This window comes from Pseudomonas sp. B414 (assembly GCF_055408445.1).
This window is the reverse complement of the sequence record NZ_JBUZTQ010000018.1, coordinates 17,533-38,605: the sequence shown is the minus strand read 5'-3', so window position 1 is coordinate 38,605 and position 21,073 is coordinate 17,533. Positions and strand designations below refer to the sequence as shown.

Annotated in this window: 23 protein-coding genes and 1 pseudogene; 18 read left to right on the top strand and 6 right to left on the bottom strand. The window is 55.7% G+C overall.

Features of this window, described 5'->3' with window-relative positions; translation table 11 throughout:
* Nucleotides 1-27: 27 nt before the first annotated feature.
* From ACZRMH_RS16005 to ACZRMH_RS15955, 11 genes are all read left to right on the top strand, one after another.
* Entirely contained in the window at nt 28-636 is a 609-nt protein-coding gene (locus ACZRMH_RS16005) for a LemA family protein (protein WP_464014234.1), read from the top strand.
* 149 nt (nt 637-785) lie between these two features.
* Entirely contained in the window at nt 786-1,526 is a 741-nt protein-coding gene (locus ACZRMH_RS16000; protein ID WP_464014233.1) for a TPM domain-containing protein, read from the top strand.
* A 27-nt stretch (nt 1,527-1,553) separates the two neighbouring features.
* Nucleotides 1,554-2,168, top strand: coding sequence for a TPM domain-containing protein (locus tag ACZRMH_RS15995; RefSeq protein ID WP_464014232.1), 615 nt, complete (start codon nt 1,554-1,556; stop codon nt 2,166-2,168).
* 255 nt (nt 2,169-2,423) lie between these two features.
* Nucleotides 2,424-2,645, top strand: coding sequence for a LuxR C-terminal-related transcriptional regulator (locus ACZRMH_RS15990; RefSeq protein ID WP_464014231.1), 222 nt, complete (start codon nt 2,424-2,426; stop codon nt 2,643-2,645).
* Nucleotides 2,646-2,701: 56 nt separating this feature from the next.
* On the top strand, nt 2,702-3,253 hold the full coding sequence (locus tag ACZRMH_RS15985) for a hypothetical protein (RefSeq protein ID WP_464014230.1): 552 nt from the start codon (nt 2,702-2,704) through the stop codon (nt 3,251-3,253).
* Nucleotides 3,234-3,818, top strand: coding sequence for a 2OG-Fe(II) oxygenase (locus tag ACZRMH_RS15980; RefSeq protein WP_464014229.1), 585 nt, complete (start codon nt 3,234-3,236; stop codon nt 3,816-3,818). The genes ACZRMH_RS15985 and ACZRMH_RS15980 overlap by 20 nt, the downstream gene beginning before the upstream one ends.
* Nucleotides 3,819-3,821: 3 nt before the next feature.
* Nucleotides 3,822-4,646, top strand: coding sequence for a hypothetical protein (locus ACZRMH_RS15975; protein WP_464014228.1), 825 nt, complete (start codon nt 3,822-3,824; stop codon nt 4,644-4,646).
* Nucleotides 4,647-4,937: 291 nt separating this feature from the next.
* On the top strand, nt 4,938-6,155 hold the full coding sequence (locus ACZRMH_RS15970; protein ID WP_464014227.1) for a class I SAM-dependent methyltransferase: 1,218 nt from the start codon (nt 4,938-4,940) through the stop codon (nt 6,153-6,155).
* A 116-nt stretch (nt 6,156-6,271) separates the two neighbouring features.
* Nucleotides 6,272-6,853, top strand: a complete 582-nt coding sequence (locus ACZRMH_RS15965) for a DJ-1/PfpI family protein (protein WP_464014226.1) — start codon at nt 6,272-6,274, stop codon at nt 6,851-6,853.
* A 14-nt stretch (nt 6,854-6,867) separates the two neighbouring features.
* Nucleotides 6,868-7,173 carry a ribbon-helix-helix domain-containing protein gene (locus ACZRMH_RS15960; RefSeq protein WP_464014225.1) on the top strand — a complete coding sequence of 102 codons (306 nt, stop codon included), beginning with the start codon at nt 6,868-6,870 and terminating at the stop codon, nt 7,171-7,173.
* 98 nt (nt 7,174-7,271) lie between these two features.
* Nucleotides 7,272-7,604 (top strand): YegP family protein, encoded by a 333-nt coding sequence (locus ACZRMH_RS15955; RefSeq protein WP_464014224.1) that lies wholly within the window; start codon nt 7,272-7,274, stop codon nt 7,602-7,604.
* 66 nt (nt 7,605-7,670) lie between these two features.
* Here the strand turns inward: ACZRMH_RS15955 and ACZRMH_RS15950 are convergent, their stop codons facing one another.
* Nucleotides 7,671-8,696, bottom strand: coding sequence for a DUF4917 family protein (locus tag ACZRMH_RS15950; protein WP_464014223.1), 1,026 nt, complete (start codon nt 8,694-8,696; stop codon nt 7,671-7,673).
* A gap of 136 nt (nt 8,697-8,832) precedes the next feature.
* Here ACZRMH_RS15950 and yiaY point away from each other — a divergent pair, with 136 nt between their 5' ends.
* Complete coding sequence (gene yiaY / locus ACZRMH_RS15945) at nt 8,833-9,981, top strand: L-threonine dehydrogenase (RefSeq protein ID WP_464014222.1); 1,149 nt, start codon at nt 8,833-8,835, stop codon at nt 9,979-9,981.
* A 241-nt stretch (nt 9,982-10,222) separates the two neighbouring features.
* Here the strand turns inward: yiaY and ACZRMH_RS15940 are convergent, their stop codons facing one another.
* Nucleotides 10,223-11,746 carry a fumarate hydratase gene (locus tag ACZRMH_RS15940; protein ID WP_464014221.1) on the bottom strand — a complete coding sequence of 508 codons (1,524 nt, stop codon included), beginning with the start codon at nt 11,744-11,746 and terminating at the stop codon, nt 10,223-10,225.
* 277 nt (nt 11,747-12,023) lie between these two features.
* On the opposite strand from ACZRMH_RS15940, the gene ACZRMH_RS15935 reads away from it, so the two are divergent.
* Nucleotides 12,024-12,962: an iron-sulfur-binding ferredoxin reductase gene (locus ACZRMH_RS15935; protein ID WP_464014220.1), complete on the top strand. Its 939-nt coding sequence runs from the start codon at nt 12,024-12,026 to the stop codon at nt 12,960-12,962.
* A 60-nt stretch (nt 12,963-13,022) separates the two neighbouring features.
* Here the strand turns inward: ACZRMH_RS15935 and pyk are convergent, their stop codons facing one another.
* Complete coding sequence (pyk, locus tag ACZRMH_RS15930) at nt 13,023-14,474, bottom strand: pyruvate kinase (protein WP_464014219.1); 1,452 nt, start codon at nt 14,472-14,474, stop codon at nt 13,023-13,025.
* 161 nt (nt 14,475-14,635) lie between these two features.
* On the opposite strand from pyk, the gene ACZRMH_RS15925 reads away from it, so the two are divergent.
* From ACZRMH_RS15925 to sbcB, 3 genes are all read left to right on the top strand, one after another.
* Nucleotides 14,636-15,016 (top strand): tetratricopeptide repeat protein, encoded by a 381-nt coding sequence (locus ACZRMH_RS15925; protein WP_464014218.1) that lies wholly within the window; start codon nt 14,636-14,638, stop codon nt 15,014-15,016.
* 198 nt (nt 15,017-15,214) lie between these two features.
* Nucleotides 15,215-15,574 carry a PilZ domain-containing protein gene (locus ACZRMH_RS15920; RefSeq protein WP_464014217.1) on the top strand — a complete coding sequence of 120 codons (360 nt, stop codon included), beginning with the start codon at nt 15,215-15,217 and terminating at the stop codon, nt 15,572-15,574.
* A gap of 47 nt (nt 15,575-15,621) precedes the next feature.
* The gene (gene sbcB / locus ACZRMH_RS15915; protein WP_464014216.1) at nt 15,622-17,073 is read left to right on the top strand and encodes an exodeoxyribonuclease I; all 1,452 of its coding nucleotides are present in this window, start codon (nt 15,622-15,624) and stop codon (nt 17,071-17,073) included.
* Nucleotides 17,074-17,150: 77 nt separating this feature from the next.
* Here the strand turns inward: sbcB and mvaT are convergent, their stop codons facing one another.
* Nucleotides 17,151-17,528 carry a histone-like nucleoid-structuring protein MvaT gene (gene mvaT / locus ACZRMH_RS15910; protein ID WP_016782206.1) on the bottom strand — a complete coding sequence of 126 codons (378 nt, stop codon included), beginning with the start codon at nt 17,526-17,528 and terminating at the stop codon, nt 17,151-17,153.
* A gap of 351 nt (nt 17,529-17,879) precedes the next feature.
* Between mvaT and purU the strand changes: the two genes are divergently transcribed.
* Together purU and ACZRMH_RS15900 are read left to right on the top strand one after the other, a co-directional pair.
* Nucleotides 17,880-18,728: a formyltetrahydrofolate deformylase gene (gene purU, locus ACZRMH_RS15905; RefSeq protein ID WP_463997036.1), complete on the top strand. Its 849-nt coding sequence runs from the start codon at nt 17,880-17,882 to the stop codon at nt 18,726-18,728.
* 134 nt (nt 18,729-18,862) lie between these two features.
* Entirely contained in the window at nt 18,863-19,123 is a 261-nt protein-coding gene (locus tag ACZRMH_RS15900) for a hypothetical protein (RefSeq protein WP_464014290.1), read from the top strand.
* On the opposite strand, the gene ACZRMH_RS15895 is transcribed toward ACZRMH_RS15900, so the two are convergent.
* Nucleotides 19,046-19,810 carry a methyl-accepting chemotaxis protein gene (locus ACZRMH_RS15895; protein ID WP_464014288.1) on the bottom strand — a complete coding sequence of 255 codons (765 nt, stop codon included), beginning with the start codon at nt 19,808-19,810 and terminating at the stop codon, nt 19,046-19,048. The genes ACZRMH_RS15900 and ACZRMH_RS15895 overlap by 78 nt on opposite strands.
* A 93-nt stretch (nt 19,811-19,903) precedes the next feature.
* Nucleotides 19,904-20,935, bottom strand: a pseudogene (locus tag ACZRMH_RS15890) (HAMP domain-containing protein); the annotation flags it as partial.
* Nucleotides 20,936-21,073 lie beyond the last annotated feature (138 nt).

The following is a 21,073-nucleotide window of genomic DNA, read 5'->3' as shown; positions in this document are numbered from 1 at the left end:
ATGTGGTTATTTCGGAGCGTCACAAACATGGGAATACAAAGTATTAGGGCCCCGGGGTGGAAAGTCATGGCCCTGTTGGCCTTGAGTAGTGTGCTTGCCGGGTGCGGCATCAATACCATTCCGACCCTCGACGAGCAGGTCAAGGCAGCCTGGTCACAAGTGCAGAACCAGTACCAGCGCCGCTCCGACCTGATCCCCAATCTGGTCGAAACGGTCAAGGGCGCGGCGAAACAGGAACAGGCGACCCTGACGGCGGTGATTGAAGCGCGGGCCAAGGCAACCTCGATCCAGGTCGATGCCAGCACCCTGAACAACCCGGAAAAGCTCAAGCAGTTCCAGGAAGCGCAAAACCAACTGACGGGGGCCTTGAGCCGATTGATGGTGATGGTCGAGCGCTACCCGGACCTCAAGTCCAACCAGAATTTCCTGTCGCTGCAATCGCAGCTTGAGGGCACGGAAAATCGCATCAGCGTGGCCCGTCGTGACTTTATCCTCGCGGTTGAACGCTACAACACCGAGATACGCACCTTTCCGGGGCGTTTGTGGCATGCAGTGATGTACAGCGACCTGCCGGTTCGCCCCAACTTTGAAGCCACCACCCCGGATGCCGACAAAGCGCCAGAAGTGAAGTTTTAACGGGCTTATGCAGATCCCTCCCTTTTTGTGGGAGCGGGCTTGCCCGCGATGGCATCAACGCGGTTCGGCAGGCTGACCGCAGCGTCTGAATCGCGAGCAAGCCCGCTCCCACAAATTGTCAGGTGTCAGATTCAATTTTTGAGGTGACGATGCGCGTATCAAGACTGGGCCTGGGCCTGCTGCTGTGGCTATTTATAGCCACGGCCCAGGCGCTGACATTTCCCGCACTCAGCGGGCGGGTGGTGGACGACGGGCAAATGCTCGCCCCCGCGACGCGCCAGCAACTGACGCAAAAGCTTGAGGCGCACGAAAAAACCACCGGCGAGCAAGTGGTGGTAGTCACCGTGCCCGACCTGCAAGGCACCCCCATTGAAGAGTTCGGCTACCAATTGGGCCGTGCCTGGGGCATCGGGCAGAAGGACAAAAACAACGGTGCCTTGCTGATCGTTGCCCGCGATGACCGCAAATTGCGTATCGAAGTCGGCTACGGCCTGGAAGATCGCCTCACCGACGCCCAGTCCTCGGTGATCATCAATCAGGTCATCACTCCGGCCTTTAAAGCAGGGGACTACAACCAAGGTATCAGCGACGGGGTTGACGCCATCCTGCAAGTATTGGGCGGCGCACCCTTGCCCGAACCCGCCTACGCCAGCGGGCAAGGCGCTGGCAATGACTTTATGGCCGAACACCCCACCGTGGTTGTGCTGCTTTTTATACTGTTTGTGTTGGTCGTTGCAGCCTGCCAATTCTATGGCATATGCAACTCGGGTGGCGGCGGTGGTTCGCGCTCGGGCGGCTTTGGTGGCGGCGGTTTTGGCGGTGGTGGAGGCGGTGGCTTTCGCGGCGGTGGCGGCAGTTTCGGCGGCGGTGGCGCTTCCGGCGGCTGGTAATTCACTTTTTAATGAGTATCGACAGTTATGGCTTTGTTAACCCTAGAGCAACAACGGCAGGTCGAAGAAGCCGTCAGCCGTGCCGAACAGCGCACCGATGCCGAAATCGTCACCGTACTGGCCCCGCGTGCCGACGACTACAGCTATATCCCCTTGCTGTGGGCCAGCCTGGTGGCCTTGCTGGTGCCTGCAGTGGTGCATTTTCTGATCGGTGGCGTGGATACCTATTCCTTGCTGATGCTGCAATGGGCCAGCTTTGTCTTCCTCAGCCTGATCTTTCGCATCCCGGCTATCACTACCCGCTTGATCCCGCCCCGTGTGCGGCATTGGCGCGCCAGCAACCTGGCGCGGCGCCAGTTTCTGGAGCAAAAGCTGCATCACACCCAGGACCGCACCGGGGTGCTGATTTTTGTCAGCGAGGCCGAGCGTTACGTCGAAATCCTGGTGGATGAAGGCATCTCCCGGCATCTGCACGACAGCGACTGGGGCTCCATCGTCAACGACTTCGTGCGCCGTGTGGCATTGGGGCATACCGCTGAGGGTTTTATTGCCTGCATCGATGCCAGCGCTGAGTTGCTCGCGCAGCACATACCGAAAACCCAGCCGCGTAATCAATTGCCGAATCGGTTGGTGATGTTGTAATAATTTTCTCTTTGATTTTGATATGCCCGACACTTCGATAAGAAGTGTCGGGCTTTTGTGGTTTTCTCTTTGAGGTTTGTTTCTTATCTGTTTGTAAGTAAGTTCTTGTTGATTTGTAATATATGTATGCGTTGATTATAGTTTTCGATATTTTGAAGATCTGTGTTGTCATTTTTTTAAATGATGGCTAGGTTGTATTGTGTCTGGGTGTTTTTGAATGGGCTCAGAGGCATGGTAAGAATTTGGAGAAAAGGAATGAAGCTTACATGTAGAGAGGGGGAGGTGCTTGAATTGCTTGTGCAGGGACACACAAACAAGAAGATAGCGCAACGGCTGCGCATTAGTGATTTTACGGTTCGGGATCACGTATCGTCATTGTTGTTCAAGTACGGCGTAGGGAGCCGTATGGCACTAATAGTGGAGGTTGGTCGTGTGGGCGACGGGGCCCGGGGAGTGATGGATCCCCTACATCGGTAGCGTTGCCATATCAGTATTGAAAGTTTAGTTTTAAATCAGATGAGTAAGAGGCTGGGATGAAGAAGTCACCTTTCTATATATCGCCTGATTACGTGGCGACTCCCATGGATTTAGTGGTGATGGTCTTTGGTTGTCTGCTTATGTTTGGGCTTGGTTTGATGATGTGGAATGAGTTGGTGGAAGTGCCACCGGTGCCGAAAAAAATGGTGCTGCTCAGCGCCTATGTTACCCAGCCTTTGACTGGGTCAAAATCATCAGCGTATTTGTATTTTGATGTGGAGCGAGTTGAGAGTGATTATAAATATAGTATTGAGTTTCCCAGTCGTGAAGCCAGGTTGTTGGGTGTTCGCAAGCATAAAAAGTTATGGGTGGCTGTAGACGCAGATACCGATAATAAATTTGTGTGGGCCGTCTATGATGATGAATTTCGACTGATGATGAGCCGTCAGCAGATAGCGCAATGGGCGAAGGGTAATAATGCTAGGGGTTATATTATGATGGTCTATTTCTGTTTGGCTATAAGTTATTTTGTGTTTTATATAATTAAGTACGGTATTTATAATCGATCTTGCCAAAGGAAGGGATTCAATGATGATAGAGAAAATTGACGAGTCAATTTATGTGATTGATGATTTTTTGACAGAAGCTGAAGAGAGTGAAATCAATATTCAGCTCAAGGGAGAGGTGTGGCGGTATAACTGGCCAAATTATGAGACTTTACCCTTTATCAGACCATGCTGGCATGTATTTATAGCCGGCAAGGGTCGCCCGCTTGGCCAGTCAAGCCTTGAGGAGTTGAGGGGCAATCAGGCTTGGGGGTTTTTGACGGGTGTGTGGGAACGATTTTTAGCATTGCATAAATTTAAAGCGACCTTGCTAGGTGTTTATGCAAATGGACAGACGTTTGGCCAAGACACGATTATTCATCGAGATAATAAAGTTCATCCGGGTTTAACCATTATTGTATTTTGCAATGAGTATTGGCCGACCTCGTGGGGTGGTGAGCTGGTTTTTTACGATGAAACTAAAGAAAATATTATTAAGGCGGTGCTTCCTAAATCAAAGAGAGTGGTTGTGTTCGATGGGCGAATCCCCCATGCAGCTCGATCACCTTCGGCCAAGTGCGATCAGGTCAGGATGACTCTGGCGTTTAAAACAATAATTGAGGAATAGCAGATGGCAGGGAAAACAGAAATAATTATAGGTGTGATTAATGACGGTGCTACAGTCGGTTCGGGTGCAACTGCAATCTCAGATCAGTTTATAGTTAATAACCAAGGAATGGAGTTGGTGAGTCAGACGGCACAGACCGGGGCTGTTATCGCCAGTATTACTTCAGTGACAAAATTGGCTGGCCCTTATGTGCCAATCATAAGCATGCCTGGCAATATCATCGCAGGCACTATCACTTTTTTGAAGGTGGGAGTGGATATCAGAGAGGGTCGAGAAATAAGACCAGGAGATGTATTAAGTCTGATAGGGAATGTGGCAGGAATTATTGGCACTTTCGCTATTTTGGTTGGAGCTGGTTCTAACCTTGTCGTAGGGATTGCCGTGGTTTCTGCAGGGGTGAGTTTGCTGTCGATCATTAACTCTGAAACACTTGGTCGACTTATGAAGTCGGCTGGAGATTTCTTTAACAGTAATCCTTCCAGCAATTACTTGGGGTATTTCTGTGCACCTGATATGAGGTTTGTTGACCGTGATGCGCTGAGGTGGGAGTACTCCAATATGATGCTTGCCTGTATTTTGAGCGCGGAGGATGGTGAGTTGCTGCCTCACTCAGTAGTTGTGCCCGATAAAAAAGTGTATCATGAAGGCGGTGGTGGTGAGGTTGGATTTGGCGGAGGGTCAGTTGGTAATTCATCCGGGGCTATGAGTTTGTCGCCTTCCCCACATAATGTAGGTAATGTAGGTATAAGTATTATTGTTGGTGGTAACACCTATGATGCTGGAGATCAGTATGGATGCTGCACAGGAACCAGTGATGGTTATATATAATTTTTCATGGCTGGCATGTTTGTCGATATGATAAATAGTTGAAGTGTCAAGTTTGTGTTGTTCGAATGACCGCTTATGTATGCCGGCCGGCATTTCCAGGGTTTAATCCATGTCAATTTCATGTGGTTGGTTACGCCACTGAGTCTTTGCAATTGCAGAAATGGCGCTTATCAGTGCACTGTTGAATATTGCGCAGCAAAATTACCCCGTGCCCTGCGCCGCCAACCCGCCTAAAATGCCCGCCATTGTTTTCTGATTTCCCCTCCTGCACCCCCTGAGGCACCTTTTTCAATGTCAGTGACTGCTACCACCGCCGCGTCTGTGCCGGATCATCGTGCGCAATTTTTGAACCTGCTGGAAACCGGCCTGGCTCAGAATTCCTTTATCAAGCTGGTGCTGGCCAAGTACGTCGGCCCCGAGGCCGAGCTGCAGCGGGTGATCATCAAGCAGGTGACGGTCAAGGAGCAGCCTTGCCTGTCCTTTGTCTATCGCTATAAAACCCGTGATATCACCAAGAATTTTCCCCTTGAAGAAGGTGTGGCCAATATTGCTGCGCTGCTGCCAGAAGCGTTCAAAAACGCCCACCTGCTGACCCTGACCGACGAAGTGCAGCTCGAATACAGCAAAAAGGGCAAAAGCTCGCTGTTCAAGGGCAAGAGCCAGCAAGAGCGCGAAGTGCCGTCGGCGGAGCACAATCGCGAGAAAAACCGCTTTCTGGATCTGTCCCGACCGTTTCTCGCGGATCTGGGCGTGACCAACAAGCAGCAAGAGCTGATCCCGGCGATGTCGCGCAAGTGGAAGCAGATCAACAAGTTTATCGAGGTGTTTTCCCACGCCCTGAGCAACTCGCCGCTCAAGCTCGATCAGCCGGTCAAGGTGGTGGATTTCGGTTCGGGCAAGGGCTATCTGACCTTTGCCATTCACGACTACCTGCGCCACAGCCTGCAAGCCGAAGGCATGGTCACCGGGGTTGAGCTGCGCGAAGACATGGTCACGCTGTGCAATAACGCTGCCCAGCGCCTTGAACACCCGGGGCTGACCTTCCAGCATGGCGATGTGCGCAGCTTTGCGCCGACCCCGATCGACGTGATGATCGCCCTGCATGCCTGTGATATTGCCACCGACTATGCCATCCATATGGGTATTCGTTCGGGCGCGGCGATCATCATGTGCTCGCCGTGCTGCCACAAGCAGATCCGCCTGCAAATCCAGAGCCCGGCGCTGCTCAAGCCAATGCTGCAATACGGTTTGCACCTGGGCCAGCAGGCCGAAATGGTCACTGACAGCCTGCGCGCGCTGTTCCTTGAGGCCTGCGGTTATGAAACCAAGGTGTTCGAGTTCATCTCGTTGGAGCACACCAACAAGAACAAGATGATTCTCGCGGTCAAACGCGCCGAACCGTTGGACCCGGCGCAGTTGCTGGTGAAAATCCAGGAGCTCAAGGCGTTCTACAACATTCAGGAACACTGCTTGGAAACTCTGTTGCAAGCGGATGGCTTGTTGAAATAAACCTGTAAGTTGCGTCTGGCGGGTACGTAGTACCTGGCTATTACCCGGCCGGGCGCGCAGGGGTTACCTTGGCTACTCTTACTGGCCCAAGGTCTTACCCCACAGGAGCACGCAGCATGGCAGCGAAAAAAATTCTGATGCTGGTTGGCGATTACGTCGAAGACTATGAAGTGATGGTGCCGTTCCAGGCGCTGTTGATGGTTGGCCATCAGGTGCATGCGGTATGTCCGGGCAAAACCTCGGGCCAGACTGTGCGCACTGCTATCCACGACTTTGAAGGCGACCAGACCTACAGCGAAAAGCCCGGACATTTGTTTGCCCTGAATTTTGATTTCGACAAGGTCAAGGCAGGTGATTACGACGCGCTGCTGGTGCCGGGTGGGCGTGCGCCGGAATACCTGCGTTTAAACGAAAAAGTACTGGAGCTTGTGCGTGACTTCGACAAGGCGGGCAAGCCGATTGCTGCCGTGTGTCATGGCGCGCAATTGCTGGCAGCTGCTGGCATCCTGGAAGGCCGTGAGTGCAGTGCGTACCCGGCTTGTGCGCCAGAAGTACGCCTGGCGGGCGGTACTTATATCGATATCGATGTGACCAAGGCCCATGTGCAGGGCTATCTGGCCACGGCACCGGCCTGGCCTGCACACCCTGCATGGCTGGCGGCGTTCCTGGGGTTGCTCGGTACCAAAATCACCTTGTAAAAGGAGGGGTGGCCATGTGTGAGCTCTATGTAAAAGCCGATCCGATTCTGTACGAATCGCGCTCACGGTCGTTGCGTATTTGCGGCGTGGTCACCACCTTGCGCCTGGAAAATCAGTTCTGGGACATTCTCAGCGAAATCGCCGAAGTTGACGGCATGACCACTAACCAATTGGTGGCCAAGTTGTATGAAGAGGTGATGGATTATCGCGGTGAAGTGGTCAACTTCGCGTCGTTTTTGCGTGTGAGCTGTACCCGCTATCTGGCTCAGCGCCGGGTACAGGTCCCGGAGTTGAGTGTGGTGACGCGTCAACTGGCCTGAATGTGTAATGTTACTTCTGGATAATACCTGCGCATAAACGGTAGATGAGGTCTTTACTGGATAAAGAGTAAACATCCTAATTATCCAGGAGAAAGGCTATGTCGGGTTGGTACGAGTTGAGCAAGACCAGCAGCGGGCAGTTCCGTTTTGTATTGAAGGCAGCAAATGCCGAAACCATTCTGGTCAGCGAGCAGTACACCACGCAGAGTGCTGCCCAAAACGGCATCGCCTCGGTGCAGGCCAACAGCCCGCTGGATGAGCGCTACGAGAAGAAAGTGGCGAAAGATGGCAAACCCTACTTCAACCTCAAGGCAGCCAATCACCAGATCATCGGCACCAGCGAACTGTACTCCTCAGAAGCCGCGCGGGATAAAGGCATTGCCAGCGTTAAACACAATGGCCCGACAACGGTGATCAAAGAGAAGTTTTGATGCGCTGAAATCGGTCATGTGTGCCCTTGTAGTCGCTGCCGCAGCCTGCGGCAGCGATTACGGGGTTTACAGTTCCACGGGTACTGAATGTTTCGTATAACCCAGTGGATGGGTTTTTGAATTAAAAAAGCGCAACGCCAGCTTCTTGTCGGCAAACAGTGCGCTGTAATGATTTTTCTGGAAGCGGATAAACGCCTCGCTGCGCGGGTAGATGGCGATACACAGGGTTTTCAACGGGGCCTGGCGCAGGGCATCGATCAGGTGCTGGTCCTGTTCGCCCAGGCTGTGACCGAAGATGCACAGCGCGTCTTTATGGGTCATCAATTGTTCATGGCAAAACGACAGGTAATCGGACTGTCGAATGGATTTGCGTTTGTCGTCGCTGCTGCTTTCGCTGATAAATAATGGCACATCGTCCAGGGCGCTGATCGAGTGGTTGATCGCAAAGTTGCTCAACAGCGTTGGCTCATTGGCGGTAATTCTGCGTGCCTTGCCTTCCTGGTTCCTCACCAGATGCAGCGCACCGTGCAGGTACAGCACACGGGTGGCTTTGCCCTTGGCGGTACTGGCACTCAGCTCAAAGGTCGAGCCGGGGGTATTGAACAGCTCGTTGAACTGTTTGGGTGCCTGCATCACGGCCCAGGGCGCCAGCAGATCATAGTTGGAGCAATACACCGTGGCGTAGCGTGCCAGTTCTTCGTGCCAGCAGGCCAGGGTTTCGGCCTGCATAAGGCGCCAGGGGATATGGACGTCCTGGGTGCAGTTGATCAGGGCTTCCTTGATCGCGTAATAACGTTTGCGCGGCGAAGCCGAGTTGATGGCCAGCGCCTTGTTGACCTTGCTCGCGGTTTTCAGGGCGCTGAGCACATGTTCGAAATTGCGCGTGCCAAGGGCCTCGAACACGCTGAGTTCGGTCTGGCTCAGGGGCTTTTCGGTGACGCTTTTGGCTTTGTCGAACAGTGATTCGTAATAGAAGTCATGCCACACGGCCATGCTTGCGCCGTTGCCGATCAGCAGACCGTTGCACGGTGTGCTGGTGCGCAACGTGTTCCAGTTTTCTAGTTCGGCATCAAATTCCTGGAAGGGGGTCATCGCAGATATCGTCTCGGGCGTGGTCGGTAGCGGACTTTATCACGCTCAAGTGTTGAGCCAGATCAACATTGGCGCTTTGTGATTGGAGGAAGCTGTGGAGACCGACTTAGCCAATGACCCGCGAAGAGGACTCGACATGACCAGCACTTTCTTTATTCCCGCTGTAAACATTATGGGTAACGGTTGCCTGGACGAAGCCATGACTGCGATTCGCAATTATGGTTTTCGCAAGGCCTTGATCGTGACTGACGCGGGGCTGGCCAAGGCGGGGGTGGCGACGCTGATCGCTGAAAAGCTCGCGCTGCAAGACATTGATTCGGTGATTTTCGACGGTGCCAAGCCCAACCCGAGCATTGCCAACGTCGAGGCCGGTCTGGTGGTGCTCAAGCAGCATCACTGCGACTTTATCGTGTCGCTGGGCGGCGGTTCGCCCCATGACTGTGCCAAGGGTATTGCCCTGTGCGCCACCAATGGCGGGCATATCCGTGATTACGAAGGCGTTGATCGCTCGGCCAAGCCGCAATTGCCGCTGGTGTCGATCAACACCACGGCGGGTACAGCCAGTGAGATGACGCGTTTTTGCATCATCACCGACGAAGAACGCCATGTGAAAATGGCCATTGTCGACCGTAACGTGACGCCGCTGCTGTCGGTCAACGACCCTGAATTGATGGTGGCCATGCCTAAAGGGCTGACTGCAGCCACCGGTATGGACGCGCTGACCCACGCCATTGAGGCGTATGTGTCGACCGCCGCCAACCCTATTACCGATGCCTGTGCGATCAAGGCGATGGAATTGATCAGTCAGAATCTGCGTCAGGCGGTGAATGATGGCAAAGATCTGACAGCGCGGGAGAATATGGCTTACGCGCAGTTCCTCGCGGGCATGGCCTTCAACAACGCCTCCCTGGGTTTTGTGCATGCAATGGCGCACCAATTGGGCGGTTTCTATGATTTGCCCCACGGTGTGTGTAACGCGGTGCTGCTGCCTCATGTGCAGACGTTTAACGCCAGTGTGTGTGCTGGACGCTTGACTGATGTGGCCCACGCGCTGGGCGCTGATGTGCGTGGCTTGAGCCCGGAAGAGGGCGCCCAGGCGGCCATTGCGGCAATTCGCACCCTGGCCCGTGATGTCGAGATTCCTGCCGGTCTGCGGGATTTGGGGGCCAAGCTGGACGATATCCCGATCCTGGCCACCAATGCGCTGAAAGATGCTTGTGGTTTTACCAACCCACGCAAGGCCGATCAGGGGCAGATTGAGGAGATCTTCCGCAATGCATTTTGATGGGTGCTTGTGGGAGCGGGCTTGCTCGCGATTCAGACGACGCGGACTGCCTTCAAGCGACACAAAATCTGTGGGAGCAGGCTTGCCTGCGATGCAAGCGACGCGATCTGCCAGGTAAATCGCAGTGATGCCATCGCGAGCGAGCCCGCTCCCACAGAAAGCACTACTGGGCTTTTGAGCAGGCATAAAAAAACGGCCAGGTTATTAACCTGGCCGTTTTTATGTCTGGCTTTAAAAGTGCTTACTGCACTTCTACGGCCAGGCTGTCGCTGATTTTCTTCTGCCAGATCGCCGGGCCGGTGATGTGCACCGACTCGCCGTTGCTGTCGACTGCCACGGTAACCGGCATGTCTTTAACGTCGAACTCGTAGATCGCTTCCATGCCCAGTTCGGCAAAGGCCACCACACGCGACTTCTTGATCGCCTGGGCAACCAGGTACGCAGCACCGCCCACAGCCATCAGGTACACGGCTTTGTGTTCCTTGATCGCTTCGATGGCGGTAGGGCCCCGCTCGGACTTGCCGATCATGCCCAGCAAGCCGGTCTGATCAAGGATCTGGCGGGTGAACTTGTCCATCCGCGTAGCCGTGGTCGGGCCGGCAGGGCCAACTACTTCGTCACGCACCGGATCAACCGGGCCAACGTAGTAGATAAAGCGGCCTTTGAGGTCTACCGGCAGGGTTTCACCCTTGTTCAGCATCTCGACCATACGCTTGTGCGCGGCATCACGTCCGGTCAGCATTTTGCCATTTAGCAGGACGGTTTCGCCCGGCTTCCAGCTCTGCACGTCTTCCGGGGTCAGGGTGTCGAGGTTGACGCGGCGGGCCGACGGGCCTGCTTCCCAGACGATTTCCGGGTAGGCGTCCAGCGGTGGCGCTTCGAGGGCTGCAGGGCCGGAGCCGTCCAGTACGAAGTGGGCGTGACGGGTGGCCGCGCAGTTGGGGATCATGCACACCGGCAGCGAGGCTGCGTGGGTCGGGTAGTCCATGATTTTCACGTCGAGCACGGTGGTCAGACCGCCCAGGCCCTGGGCGCCGATACCCAGTTGGTTGACCTTCTCGAACAGCTCGATGCGCATCTCTTCGATACGGTTGGACGGGCCGCGCTTGATCAGGTCATGAATGTCGATGGATTCCATCAACACTTCCTTGGCCATCACTGCCGCTTTTTCTGCGGTGCCGCCGATACCGATGCCGAGCATGCCTGGTGGGCACCAGCCCGCGCCCATGGTCGGAACGGTCTTGAGCACCCAGTCTACGATCGAGTCGGACGGGTTGAGCATGGCCATTTTCGACTTGTTCTCGGAACCGCCGCCCTTGGCTGCCACGTCCACTTCCACGGTGTTACCCGGAACGATGGAGTAGTGGATGACCGCAGGGGTGTTGTCCTTGGTGTTACGACGAGCACCGGCCGGGTCGGCCAGGATCGAAGCACGCAGGACGTTTTCCGGCAGGTTGTAAGCGCGACGCACGCCTTCGTTGATCATGTCGTCCAGGCCCATGGTGGCGCCGGTCCAGCGCACGTCCATGCCGACGCGTACGAATACGGTGACGATGCCGGTGTCCTGGCAAATCGGGCGGTGGCCGGTGGCACACATGCGCGAGTTGATCAGGATTTGCGCCATCGAGTCACGGGCGGCTGGCGATTCTTCGCGCAGGTAAGCCTCGTGCATCGCCTGGATGAAGTCCACGGGGTGGTAGTAGGAAATGAATTGCAGGGCGTCAGCAACGCTCTGAATCAGGTCGTCTTGCTTGATCACGGTCATGGGTCGCGCTCCTCTATAAGACGGGAACATACAATCAATAAGGTGTTTGCGACCTGGTGCTTCGGTCTGTCGAAAACATCTTTGCTGGGCATACCGGGCACGCATGACCGGTACAAAAAAGGCGCGGCAGTATAACCCGGTACACTCACTGATACACCCGTAGGGGCAAAACTTGTAGTCGCTGCCGAAGGCTGCGATAAGGTTCGAAGAACCTTCGCTGCTTATCCAAAGATTGTAAATTATGCAAAGGTTGTACATCTCTCGCAGGAGGCCGTAATTGCCCCAGTTACACGTCGCTGACCAACACTGGTCAGTTGCCCCGAACACCAATCTGCTCGACGCCTTGAATCAGGCGGGTGTGGCGGTGCCCTACAGTTGCCGGGCGGGCAGTTGCCATGCCTGCCTGGTGCGTTGCGTGCGCGGTGAGCCTGCCGAACTCAAGCCCGAGGCATTGAGCTGGGACCAGCGCGAGCAGGGCTGGCGTCTGGCCTGTCAGTGCAGGGTAGTCGAGGATCTTGAAGTCGAAGCGTTCGACCCGCTGCGCGACGGCATGCCGGCACAGGTGCTGGCACTCGACTGGCCTGGCCCGAGCGTGCTGCGTTTACGCCTCTCGCCGCAGCGCCCTATGCGTTATCGCGCAGGCCAGCATCTGGTGCTGTGGACTACCAGCGGCATCGCGCGCCCGTACTCGCTGGCCAGCCTGCCTGAAGAAGACAGCTTTCTGGAGTTTCACCTCGATTGCGCCCACCCCGGCGAGTTCGTCGATGCGGCCCGGCAGTTTAAAGTCGGTGATTGTGTGCGCTTGGGCGAACTACGCGGCGGCGCGCTGCGTTATGACCCGGACTGGCAGGAACAGCCGCTCTGGCTGCTGGCCTCGGGCACCGGGTTGGGTCCGTTATATGGTGTGCTGCGCGAAGCGTTGCGCCAGGAGCATCAGGGTCCGATCCGGCTAGTGCATGTAGCCCGTGACAAGGCCGAGCATTATCTCAGGGATGAACTGCTGGCCTTGGCCGGGGCTTATCCAAAACTTGTGGTCGAAAACCTTGAGCGCCCGCAGTTGCCCGACTATCTGTTACAGATGCGTGTTGTCTCACGCCAGACCCACGCCCTGGTTTGCGGAAACCCCGATAGTGTTGATGCTTTTGCCAAACGCCTGTTTCTGGCGGGGCTGCCACGCAACCAACTGCTGGCGGATGCTTTTCTGACCCGCAGCTAAGCACAAAAAAAGCCCCGCCTGAGTGATCAGGCGGGGCTTTGTGTTCAAGCCTTGTAGGGCTTAAACCATTTTGTCGCCGACATGCAGGATCTTCATGCCGTTGGTACCACCGATGGTGTGGTAGCTGTCGCCCTTGGTCAGGATGACCCAGTCGCCATTTTGAACCACGCCCAGTTTCAGCAGTTCGTCGATGGCAGCCTGGCTGACCTGTTCTGGCGGCAGCGATGCCGGGTCGAACGGTACGGTGTACACACCACGGAACATGGCGGCACGGGCCTGGGTTTCACGGTGCGGGGAGAACGCGTAAATCGGCACCGAGGAGCGGATGCGCGACATGATCAACGGTGTGTAGCCGCTTTCGGTCAGGGCGATGATCGCCTTGACACCCGGGAAGTGGTTGGCGGTGTACATGGCCGCCAGTGCGATGCTTTGATCGCAGCTTTCGAAGGTTTTGCCGATACGGTGGCTGGAGGTTTTGCTGGTCGGGTGCTTTTCAGCTCCGACGCAAATACGTGCCATAGCCTGCACGGCTTCCAGAGGATAAGCACCAGCAGCACTTTCAGCCGAGAGCATCACGGCGTCGGTGTAATCGAGAACGGCGTTGGCAACGTCGGACACTTCGGCACGAGTTGGCATCGGGTTCTGGATCATCGACTCCATCATCTGGGTCGCAACGATCACCGCTTTATTGTGGCGACGTGCGTGCAGAATGATTTTCTTCTGGATGCCCACCAGCTCGGCATCGCCGATTTCAACGCCCAGATCGCCACGGGCAACCATTACTGCGTCGCTGGCCTTGATCAGGCCGTCGAGGGTTTCGTCATCCGCTACCGCTTCGGCACGTTCAATTTTCGCCACCAGCCAGGCAGTACCGCCCGCTTCGTCACGCAGTTGACGGGCGTATTCCATGTCCGCAGCGTCGCGTGGGAACGACACAGCCAGGTAGTCGACTTCCATTTCGGCAGCCAGCTTGATGTCAGCCTTGTCTTTTTCAGTCAGGGCCGGCGCAGTCAGACCACCGCCACGACGGTTGATGCCTTTATGGTCGGACAGCGGGCCGCCGATCAACACGGTGCAGTGCAGGGCGTCGTCGGTGGCAGTGTCTACACGCATTACTACGCGGCCGTCGTCGAGCAGCAGCTCGTCGCCCACGCCGCAATCCTTGACCAGATCAGGGTAGTCGATGCCGACCACTTCCTGGGTGCCCTCGGTCAACGGATGGCTGGTGGAGAAGGTGAACTGGTCACCGACTTTCAGCTCGATCTTTTTGTTGGCGAATTTGGCAATACGGATTTTCGGGCCTTGCAGGTCACCCAGCAGGGCTACGAAGCGGCCATGCTTGGCGGCGATTTCGCGCACCAGCTTGGCACGAGCCTTGTGCTCATCGGGAGTGCCGTGGGAGAAGTTCAGACGGGCAACGTCCAGGCCAGCCAGGATCAGCTGCTCCAGCATTTCCGGTGAATTGCTGGCAGGGCCAAGTGTGGCAACAATTTTGGTTCGACGAACAGACATGCAAAGACTCCTGAGTTCAAGCGCTGCCAAAGGCTACTATGGTCTTTCGCTGTAGTCATTGTTCCTCTGCACTACTTTCTGCTTAAGTTGTGGTGCATCGGGTCGGTTGTCTGAAGAATCTGGCCGTGGGGTCGATACACTGTTGTGAACAGGAGATCCTCATGCGAATTGTGCTCGTTTTAGTCTTGCTCGCCACTGTGGCTGGCTGTACCCGTTGGTCGATGAACCATCATTTGAACAATGCCTATCGTGCTTATGATCGCGGTAATTGCGAAGCTGTGATGCTGGAATTGTCCGAAGTTGACCGCGACAGTCGAAGCCGGCCTTACATCTGGCCACAAACAGCTATGCTCCGTGGACTGTGCCTGGAACGTACCAAGTTTTACCTGGATGCGGCCCAGACCTACCAGTACATCATCAACGAATTCCCGAAGAGCGAGTACGCCTATCGGGCCAAGGCGCGGATCGAGACACTGCGCATTCTCAAGTTTATTCCAGGGCCCGGGGCAACCGCGGCGGCGGTGCCTGTGAGCATTCCATGATGAACGAAATTTAAACTGGCCATTTGTACGTCCTTGGCTAATCTTGTATTCGTTTGGATGTATTTGGTGTTTTTTTGTGTCCAAGCGGGTGTGGGGTTCGGTGTCTGCCGGCTGTGCCGGGCTTCATTAGCAGGCGTACGGGGTCATTCGAAGCGCTGACGCGGCCATGTCAAATGGCCTTTTATAGTGATAGTGAACATGGTTATAGAGCGGCGTATCCAGCGGCACCAACTGACGAGTTTCCTGAAAGTGTTCAATCGCTTCACGGACAAGCCCATCGGCTATCTGGGCAATGTCTCTGATGGCGGTTTAATGCTGGTCAGCCAGCTGCCGATGCTGGTGGACGCCAATTTCGAATTGCGGCTCAAACTTCCCGACACCGACGGCTGCCCGCAGTTTATTGACCTGACGGCACGCTGCCTGTGGTGTCACGAGGATGCTACGCCGCACTGTTATGACTCCGGGTTTATCCTGTATCAGCCACCTGCCGAGTACGCCACGCTGATCAGTGCCTTGCAGCGCTACTTCAGCTTTCAGTCCTTGCAGGCTTCTGCCTGAGGGATTGAACGCCTAGACTGTTGGGGTCTACTGTTCAGGAACACCCCGTGACCTCTATTTTTTGGTACGACTACGAAACCACCGGCATCAATCCGCGTTGCGACCGGGCCGTGCAAGTGGCTGGCATCCGCACTGATCTGCAACTCAACGAGATCGATCAGCCGGTCAATCTCTATTGCCAGCCCAGCGACGATATCCTTCCTCATCCCATGGCTTGCCTGATCACTGGTATCACCCCCGGTCGTCTTGAAGACAAGGGTCTGGGCGAAGCCGAGTTCATGACCCGCACTCACGCGCAACTGGCGTTGCCCGGCACTTGTGGTGCGGGCTACAACTCGTTGCGCTTTGATGACGAGGTCACGCGCTACAGCCTGTATCGAAACTTCTTTGATCCCTATGCCCGTGAATGGCAGGGCGGCAACAGCCGCTGGGACCTGATTGATGTGGTGCGCACGGCCTACGCCCTGCGCCCGGAGGGGATTGTCTGGCCAGAAGATGAGGGGCGGGTAACCCTCAAACTGGAGCGTTTGACCGCGGCCAACGGGATCGATCATGGTCAGGCCCACGATGCGTTGTCCGATGTGCGGGCGACTATTGCCCTGGCCCGGCTGATTCGTGACAAACAAGCCAAGTTATATGACTGGCTATTCCAGTTGCGCACTAAGCAGCGGGTGCTTGATCAAATTCGACTGTTGCAGCCGATGGTGCATATCTCCGGGCGTTTTTCTGCGGCCAGACATTACCTGGGCGTGGTATTGCCGTTGGCCTGGCATCCGAAGAATCGCAATGCGCTGATTGTCTGCGACCTGCACTTTGATCCGCAGCCTTTGCTGGATATGGATGCAGAGTCCTTGCGCAAAATGCTCTATACCCGGCGTGAAGATTTACCGGAAGGTCAGTTGCCGGTGCCGCTCAAACTGATCCAGATTAATCGGTGCCCGGTGGTGGCGCCCTTGAATGTTCTGCGAGCGCAAGATCAGCAGCGCTTGCAACTGGATATGGACCTCTATCAAGCGCGAGCCCGCCGTCTTGTTGATGCTCAGGAAGTTTGGCAAGACAAGTTGTCAGCCATTTATGCCCGTGAAGACTTCATCCCCAGTGAAGACCCCGAGCAGCAATTGTATGACGGCTTTATCGGTGATCGTGACCGTCGACTGTGCGAGCAAGTCAGGAACAGTGACCCGGAGCAGTTGGCCAAAGATACATGGCCTTTTGATGATGAGCGCTTGCCCGAATTATTATTCCGTTACCGCGCGCGAAACTTTCCCCATACCCTGGATGCGCAAGAAGTGGAGCGCTGGCATGTGTTCTGCCAACAGCGTTTGTCGGATCCGGCCATGGGTGCGCCGATCACTCTGGAGGGCTTTATGCAGGCCGCGGACGAGTTGTCCCGTAGCGCCACGCCAGCCCAGCTAAAGCTGTTGGCGGAGTGGCAACGCTATGCGCAGGCGTTGAGTCGCCGTGTGGGGCTGAGCCAGCCGGGCGATAGCGGGGCTTAAAAGGCAGACAATAAAAAACGCCAGCAAGCTGGCGTTTTTTAATAGCAGCGCAAAAAGGTTTGCGTGCAGGGTGTTACTTAGTCCAGCAAAGTCGCCCAGCCTTCAACCACGTCGCTGCCCCACTTGGCTTTCCACTCTTTCAGAGTTTTGTGGTTGCCACCTTTGGTTTCAATCACTTCACCGTTGTGCGGGTTTTTGTATTGTTTAACCTTGCGGGCACGTTTGGTGCCGGTGGTTTTAACAACACCGCGTGGTGCTTTGCTTACTTTGGATTCTGGGTCCAGAAGGGCGATGATATCGCGTAGCGATTTTTGGTACTCGCCCATCAGAGTGCGCAGTTTGCCTTCAAATTCCAGCTCGGTTTGAAGTTTGTCGTCTTCGGACAGGTTCTTCAGGCGGGCTTGCAGTTCTTTGATAGCTTCTTCTGTTGCGCGGTATTCGTTGATCAGGGACATGAGGATAACCTTATGTTGAAAAGGGGTAACAGGGATACAGTGGCGCAATAGTAGTCAGACAGTAACTGCAAGTAAACCGGTAATAGGCGATTAATTTAAAATTTTATTCATTAACTTTGCGTTCGCCAATATGCGCGCTATTAAATACGCGGGGTGCAGCTGGGTTATTAACGGCGATTAATAACTCGTGTCAATTGTACGTTAATAGCAGCGCAGGCCACGTCGATGCTGGCGTGAAGCCACAAGCTGCGCGACCCCATGGCGCAGGCGGCGGGGCGCAACGAATACTGCAGTTTTGCCGCGCACTCGCTAGAATGGCGGCCTTAGTAAAGTTTTTGGAGTTTTCCCCTCATGCGCACTTTTCGGTTGGTGATTGCCTGCCCCGACGGCGTCGGCATTGTCGCCAAGGTCAGCAATTTCCTTGCCTCCCACAATGGCTGGATCACTGAAGCGAGTCATCACTCGGACGATCAAAGCGGTTGGTTCTTTATGCGTCACGAGATTCGTGCCGATTCCTTGCCATTCGGGCTTGAGGCTTTTCGTGAGGCATTTGCCCCGATTGCCGAAGAGTTTTCGATGGAATGGCGCATTACCGATACCGCGCAGAAAAAACGCGTGGTGTTGATGGCCAGCCGTGAATCCCACTGCCTGGCCGATTTGTTGCACCGCTGGCACAGCGATGAACTGGACTGCGATATTTCCTGTGTGATTTCTAACCACGACGACTTGCGCAGCATGGTCGAGTGGCATGGCATTCCGTTCTATCACGTACCGGTTGACCCGAAGAACAAAGAGCCGGCGTTTGCCGAAGTCTCGCGTCTGGTCAAGCACCATGCGGCTGAAGTTGTAGTACTGGCCCGTTACATGCAAATCCTGCCGCCGGATCTGTGTCGCGAATATGCAGGGCAGGTTATCAACATTCACCACAGCTTTTTGCCGTCGTTTGTCGGCGCCAAGCCTTATCACCAGGCATCGCTGCGTGGGGTGAAACTGATCGGTGCAACTTGCCATTATGTCACCGAGGAGCTGGACGCAGGTCCGATCATCGAGCAGGACGTCGTGCGCGTCAGTCATAGCGACAGCATTGAAGATATGGTGCGTTTCGGTCGTGATGTCGAGAAGATGGTGCTGGCCCGTGGCCTGCGTTATCACCTCGAAGACCGCGTGCTGGTGCATGGCAACAAGACCGTGGTGTTCTAATCGTTTCTTGTGCGAACACTGTGGGAGCCGGGCTTGCCCGCGATGGCATCACTGAGGTCTGTCAGGCAAACCGAGGTGAAGCTATCGCAGGCAAGCCAGCAGCCACAGGTTTGCAGCAGTGCAGGGGAGGTGTCATGAGTGATCCACTCGACAGGGCCACATCCAGTGCCCCGGCGACCTTGGGTGAGGGGTGTTTGAGTCGCTATGACCCGGACGCCCTCAGCCCCGAGGACGGCACCGACTTTGCCGATGCCGCCCGGCTTTGGGGTGAGCTGCAGCAAGCTCCAGGCGACGGGCCTGAAGCTGCTCCCGGCAAATCAGAGACGGAAACTGCCCACCAACTGCTTCAAGCGGGCAGCCTGCTGTTCCAGGTCGGAACAGGCGCGCAGCGTTGACTGAAGGTTTTCCACGCCTTCCTGGTTAAGCGTGTTGATTTCGGTAATGTCCATGTTGATCGACTCGACCACCGAGGTTTGCTCTTCGGTTGCCGTGGCGACGGACTGGTTCATGCCGTCAATCTCACCAATGCGCTCAGTCACGCTGATCAGGCGCTCGCCCGCGCGATTGGCGATTTCTACGCTGTCCTGGCTATGGCGCTGGCTTTCTTCCATGGTACTCACCGAACCACGGGCGCTGACCTGCAATTCCTCGATCATTTTTTGCACTTGCTGTGCCGACTCCTGGGTGCGGTGTGCCAGGTTGCGCACTTCGTCGGCGACTACGGCAAAGCCGCGCCCGGCCTCACCGGCGCGGGCCGCTTCAATGGCGGCGTTGAGCGCGAGCAAGTTGGTTTGCTGGGAAATGCTGGTGATCACTTCCAGGATCTGGCCGATATTTACCGTCTTGTCGTTCAACGATTCGATATGCCCGCTGGAGGTGCCGAGCAGTTGCGACAGTTGCTGCATTGAACTGATGCTGCGCTCGACCACTTGCTGGCCTTCTTCGGCCAGGCTGCGGGCATCGCTGGCCTGATGCGAGGCCTGGGCTGCGTTGCGGGCGATCTCTTGCGCCGCGGCGCCCAGCTCGTTGATGGCTGCGGCGACACTGTTGGTGCGGCTTGCTTGCTCGTCAGAGTTGAGCATCGAAGAGTTGGATGCGCTGACGACCCGCAGGGCAACTTCATTGAGCTGTTCGGTGGCCGAGGCCACTTCGCTGATCGAAGTGTGAATGCGTTCGACAAAGCGGTTGAACGCGCTACCCAGGGTGCCGAATTCGTCCTGGGACTCGACGGCCAGGCGGCGGGTCAGGTCGCCTTCACCTTCGGCAATGTTCTGCATGGCGCGGGTCATGACATGCAGTGGCTGCATCAGCAGGCGGATCAGCAGGCCGAGCAGGGCGATGATCGAAACCACGGCAATCACCGTGGCAATGATCGCTGAAGTACGGAACTCGCTGAGTGCGGCGAAAGCCTGATGCTTGTCAACCGACAAGCCAATGTACCAGTTCACCGAACCCAACCCTTTGACGGGGGTAAAGGTCACAATCCGGGGTTTGCCGTTGACCTGGATCTTGCTGAACCCGGCACTGATCGAAGGCGTGTCCTGTGGGTAGATATCCTTCAGGTTCTTCGTCACCAGGGCTTTGTCCGGATGCACCAGGATCTTGCCGTCGGCGCTGATCAAAAAGGCATAGCCCATGCCGTTGAAATTCAGGGCGTTGATGCTGTCGGTGATGGTTTGCAGGGTCAGGTCGGCGCCAATCACGCCCAGGGTTTGCCCGGCTTTTTTCACCGGCGCACCGATGGAAATAACCATCTGCCCGGTGGCTGCGTCGATATAGGGTTCGGTCAGGCTCGACTTGCCGCTGTTCTGCGCATCCTTGTACCAGGGGCGGGTGCGTGGGTCGTAGCCGTCAGGCATCTTGCTGTCGGGGCGAATGGTAAAACCGCCCTGGCTGTCGCCAAAATAAACCGACATAAAGGTACTGCTGAGGGTTTTTTGCTCCAGCAGATTCGCCACCTGGGCGGGCTCCGGGGTCAGGGCGATGGATTCGGCAAGATTTTCCGCCAGCAGAATGCGGCCTCCGAGCCAGGTTTGAATAGTATTGGCCGTGACACTGCCCATTTCATGCAGGTAGTTGTCCAGGTTGTGGCGGATGGCGTTGCGTTGCAGATAGTCGTTGTACAGCGTAAATAGCGAAAAGGCGGCTATTACGATCAGGGACGCAGCAAGCAGGATTTTATGGCTGAAACGCAGGTTTTTATTCATGGCTTGTAGGGTCCGCTAAAGTCTGAAAGTGTGCGACATACACTCTGGTAAAACGCGCGCTCTACACATCACTGTGCCAACAGGGCAAGTGGTCTGTTTATCGAGGCGCTTTACGACGCTAAATCCGTTTATTTCTGG